Raw genomic sequence first — 4,254 nt, 5'->3', positions numbered from 1 at the left:
TGACCAAATCCAGGGTCTGAAAATTTAGGTTGCCCCGAGCCGCTTCCTTAAGTTTGGTTTCGGCAACAGTGTACTTCATAAAATCCATATCCGTAAAATCCCGCAGATAACCATTCGAAATGAACAGGTCTTTCCAGCCGTCATTGTCAAAATCAGCCAGTAAGGCCGACCAGCTCCAGTCGGTGGCAGCTACGCCCGAAAGTTGACCGATTTCACTGAACTGCAATTGGCCCCGCGGATCAGTGCCCTGGTTCAATTGCAGCATGTTTCGCATTTGCTGGCGAACGTACCCACTGTCAATCAGTAGTTTATAGGTATCGTATTCGTCGGCTCCTTTCAGCATTTTCTGCCGATGATTGTCCGCCGGTAACATGTCCAGCGTTACTACATCTGGTAGCGTATCGTTATTGAAATCCGCCAGATCGCAGCCCATTGAGAACTTCGATGTATGGGCCATACTGGAACGAATCGTTTCTTTAAAACCCGTATGTCTTCCCGAGGCATCGTGCTGATTGATGTACAGGCAGTCCTGTTCGGTATAGTCGCTGGTGGTGTACAAATCGGGCCATCCGTCGTTATTGAGGTCACTCACACCCACGCCCAGTCCAAAATTGATGGGATTGTTGAGAATACCTTCGTCCAGTGTTACGTCGGTAAAACGGCCGCTATCATTACGAAGTAGTAAATTTCCAAATCGTTTATCGGGCGTATTCCGCAGTTGCCGCGTATTAAGCAGCGGATTGAAGGTATGGTTGGAGTGATTAAGAATGAAGACATCGAGATCGCCGTCGCGGTCGTAGTCAAAGAAAGCCGCCTGAGTCGTTTGAGTACCGGGTAAATCCAGTCCGTATTTTTTGGCCTGCTCGGTGAAGTAAGGCACCCCATCTTTTAGACCTTCGTTAATAAATAGTTCATTCACCAGTTGCTCCGGCCCGAATTTCCCGGAATGGCAGACGTAAATATCGGGTCGCCCATCGGCATTGATGTCCACTATACTGACTCCGGTCCCCCAGGTACCATTTCCGGTTACCCCCGCCTGTGCGGTGATGTCGCTGAATTTCCAGTTGCCCCGGTTCAGGTATAATCTATGAGCTACGGTATTGCCGGAGAAAAACAAGTCAGGCAATCCATCCCCGTCAAAATCACCTACACCTACGCCATTGCCATTGTAGAGGTATTCATAGCGGAAAATATGGAGGGAGTCGGTCTCACGGATTTCATTGGTAAAGGTTACGCCCGACTGACTAGCCGGAATTTTCACAAATAATGGGGAAGGCGTACCGTGGAAAGCCAGCCAAAGAGGCAGGGCCATTCCGATCAGAAGGCCCAGCCCTAGCTTGGAAGGGTTCATACGATTAGTCAAGGAGGGTTAAATGAAGTAGTTTTAGGTTTAACTAGCGTATAGAATTTCTGTAGGGTATAAAAACTGGTAACAAAGAATAGAATGCCTGAACGTACCAGAACCATAGCCCTGCATGTTCGATCGAAACCAAAGGATTCACGGTTGGAATCAATCAAACGCAAGGTTTTCGTCGCCGGGCTCGTAGGTGATGTACACCAGAATGAGCGTCATCATTTCCTGATCACTTCGCATGTTTCCATCGGAAGTAATGAGTTTAGCAGGTTTAAAGGGGTTCATCGGATTTTCATCCGTGTTATCGTATTTTCCAATGACGTGTACCGTTGATCCGGTGGGAACAATGACCGGTTTTTTGTAACGATACAATTCCTGCCAGCGAAAGTCCCACTGCGGAATGTGGACCAGTGGCAGGGTATCGCCTTCGGCTTTGGTGGCATACGCCGTAAATTCTTTACCAATCTGGTGCATGTGGGGCCAGGCGTACAGCAACGTGATAGGCTTGTTGCGATAGGCAACTTTCAGACTACAAGTTTTCACATCGCCCCCAAACAGGAACAGAGGAGGGGTGATCTCCTTTTCACCAATTCCACCCGAACCCAGACTAATTACATTGACAGTACGACGAATGGGTTCTTTTTTGAAAAAGAAATTTACGCCACTAACGGTTTCTTCGTCTTTACCCGTCGGAGCAAAGTGAACGGTTAACAAAACAACGCCACGTTTGGGCATAACCCAGCCCATGCCTTTCGGGTAACTTTCAGGAGAGGCCCCGGGAATCCAGCCGCCGTAATAGGTCATTTTCTTTTTGTAGGGCATCCATTCCTGGTACCGCCAGGAATCGCCTGAATTCAGATCAACCTGATCAATGCTTTGGGTCAGGCTAATGGCGGGGTCTTCTACCGGGTGGATGGCGAAGTTGGCGTGGTGAATGACTTTCTTATTGGAAGAAGTAAATTCCAGAGCTTCCACATTCATCGCTTCCGCCAGTTCGAAAGGAATTTTGAACACCATGAACCGCTCTACGCCGTCGCCTTTTTGCAAAAAAGGTTTAGGCATCGAGAGCGTCAGATCCGGGACGCGATGGTAGGCCGTTCCGGCCTGTGTTCGTTTTTGCAGGGCCGTTTCCGCTTCCGTATTCACCTTGCCTTTGGGCATGTCATTGTCAATCCAGTCGGTAATCGTTTTAATCTGTTCGGGCGTGAGGCTACGTTTGTTGGCAAAATCAACGTAATGATCATCCGCCCGCCAGGGAGGCATATAACCCGAGTTAATGACTTTTCGGATGAACTTGGAACGTTTGCTAACGTCTTCGTACGAAATCAGTGAGAAAGGAGCTGCCTCGCCCGGACGATGGCAAACGGCACAATTGGTGTGAATGAGGGGTTGTACGTCGCGGTAAAAAGTAGCTTTTTGAGCGAAACCCGCCCGTGTTCCGAGCAAAGTCCAGGCTACGATCAAACCGAATACTAGGTAAGCTTTCATACGTAAGGGTAAAAAAAACAACCCACCGAACCGATCGGTGGGTTGGGTTCCTAAATTAATAACAATCAGGAAAGTATACAAATCGATTCCCTTACGGACGATCCCACCAAACGCGACCCGTAGCATCCTGCGTATCACGACCAAAGCCCGGTAATTGGGCCATTTCGTCGTAGGCAGCTTTCCGGTTCGTGTAGTTGGGTTCCGTAGGAGCGGGCAAGCCCAGCGGTGCCCGGCGGGGTACGGTCAAAGTAGCTCCGTTGGAAATCAGGGCGGGCAGTACCAGCGTTGAGCTGGTATTCGGGAAACCCGTACGCTTCCAGGTAGCCCAGCCTTCGCTTGGCTGACGCAGGAAGTGAATGTATTCCTGACTAGCGATCAAATCCAAGGCCTTAGCCGCTGAGAAAGCCACTTTAGGGTTCGACAGATAAGCCGTTTTCTCGGCAGCAGTCATCGGAGTATAGTTGGTCACTTTAGCTCCCTGTGCTACGGTATCATACCAATCCAGTGAAGCCATGATGCCCGCCTCGTACCAGTTCTTCGCACTTTCAGTCGTAACCGTCTGAGCAGCCAGTTCAGCCCGCATGAAGCAGAAATCGGCATACGTAATAACGGGGAAGTAGTTACGTCCATCACCCACGGTACCATTTACGGAGAAAGAAGCCTGGAATAACCGGGGCTGCACGTACGAGAGCGTATCAATCGTGGTACGGTTGCCGCTAATGGTTAAGAAGCGAGGCGTATAAAAACGCTGTATGTTTTGTTGGTTACGAGCCTGATCTGGACTCGTAAAACCGCCTACATAGCGACGCGTCGATTCTTTACTGCCGGCAGGTAATTGATTGGCGGCAATCAGCAAATCAATATTAGCCTGAGAATAATTATTCTGCGTAAAGAAGGCATCCAGACGCGGATCCTGCGTCTCCCACATGAAATCTACGAGTGGTTTAGATGCCCGCACGTTGGAGGGGTTCCAGTTCGAATCAGAACCACCCGTGAAGCTGGCGGGAGCAGTAAATACCCAGCCGTCTGCATTGCTACTCATCAAATCGTCGGCAGGTGAGCTAAGCACTTCCTGTACGATTGTCCGCATTTTGGCCGCATCCGCTTTGGCAAGACGCATCGCAATTTTAAGCCGTAGGGCATTCGCTGCTTTTACCCATTTTTTCGCATCACCTCCATAGTACTGATCCAGGTTTCCTACGGAAATCTGAGGAGCTGACTGAGTGGTCTTAAGCGTGGTAATGGCCTCTTTGATTTCCTGATCAAGCTGAGCAAAAAGGGCTTGTTGCGGATCATACTTAGGGGTCAAGGTTCCACCGTAACGAGCTTGGAACGCCTCCGAGTAAGGGATGCTTCCATAGATGTCACTCACGTAGAAGGCGTAGTACGCTTTTACGATACGACCCATACGA

At 49.6% G+C, this 4,254-nt stretch carries 3 protein-coding genes; all 3 read right to left on the bottom strand.

Annotated features, from left to right (window positions below):
- Window positions 1–1,351, bottom strand: a 1,351-nt coding sequence (locus tag ACOJTG_RS00565; protein ID WP_420152013.1) for an FG-GAP repeat domain-containing protein, incomplete at its 3' end; no start/stop codon positions are given.
- 159 nt (window positions 1,352–1,510) lie between these two features.
- A complete protein-coding gene (locus tag ACOJTG_RS00560) occupies window positions 1,511–2,842 on the bottom strand; it encodes a c-type cytochrome (protein WP_420152012.1) in 1,332 nt (443 codons plus the stop codon).
- A 91-nt stretch (window positions 2,843–2,933) separates the two neighbouring features.
- A partial coding sequence (locus ACOJTG_RS00555; RefSeq protein ID WP_420152011.1) for a SusD/RagB family nutrient-binding outer membrane lipoprotein occupies window positions 2,934–4,254 on the bottom strand: 1,321 nt, incomplete at its 5' end.

It is taken from the genome of Siphonobacter sp. (genome assembly GCF_048595215.1).
Lineage (GTDB): Bacteria > Bacteroidota > Bacteroidia > Cytophagales > Spirosomataceae > Siphonobacter.
The sequence above is the reverse complement of the archived record's forward strand: the minus strand, read 5'-3'. Positions and strand labels throughout refer to the sequence as shown.

Coding starts and splice junctions, on each gene's coding strand:
- ACOJTG_RS00560 (WP_420152012.1), bottom strand. CDS start 2,842: ATGAAAGCTTACCTAGTATTCGGTTTGATCGTAGCCTGGACTTTGCTC.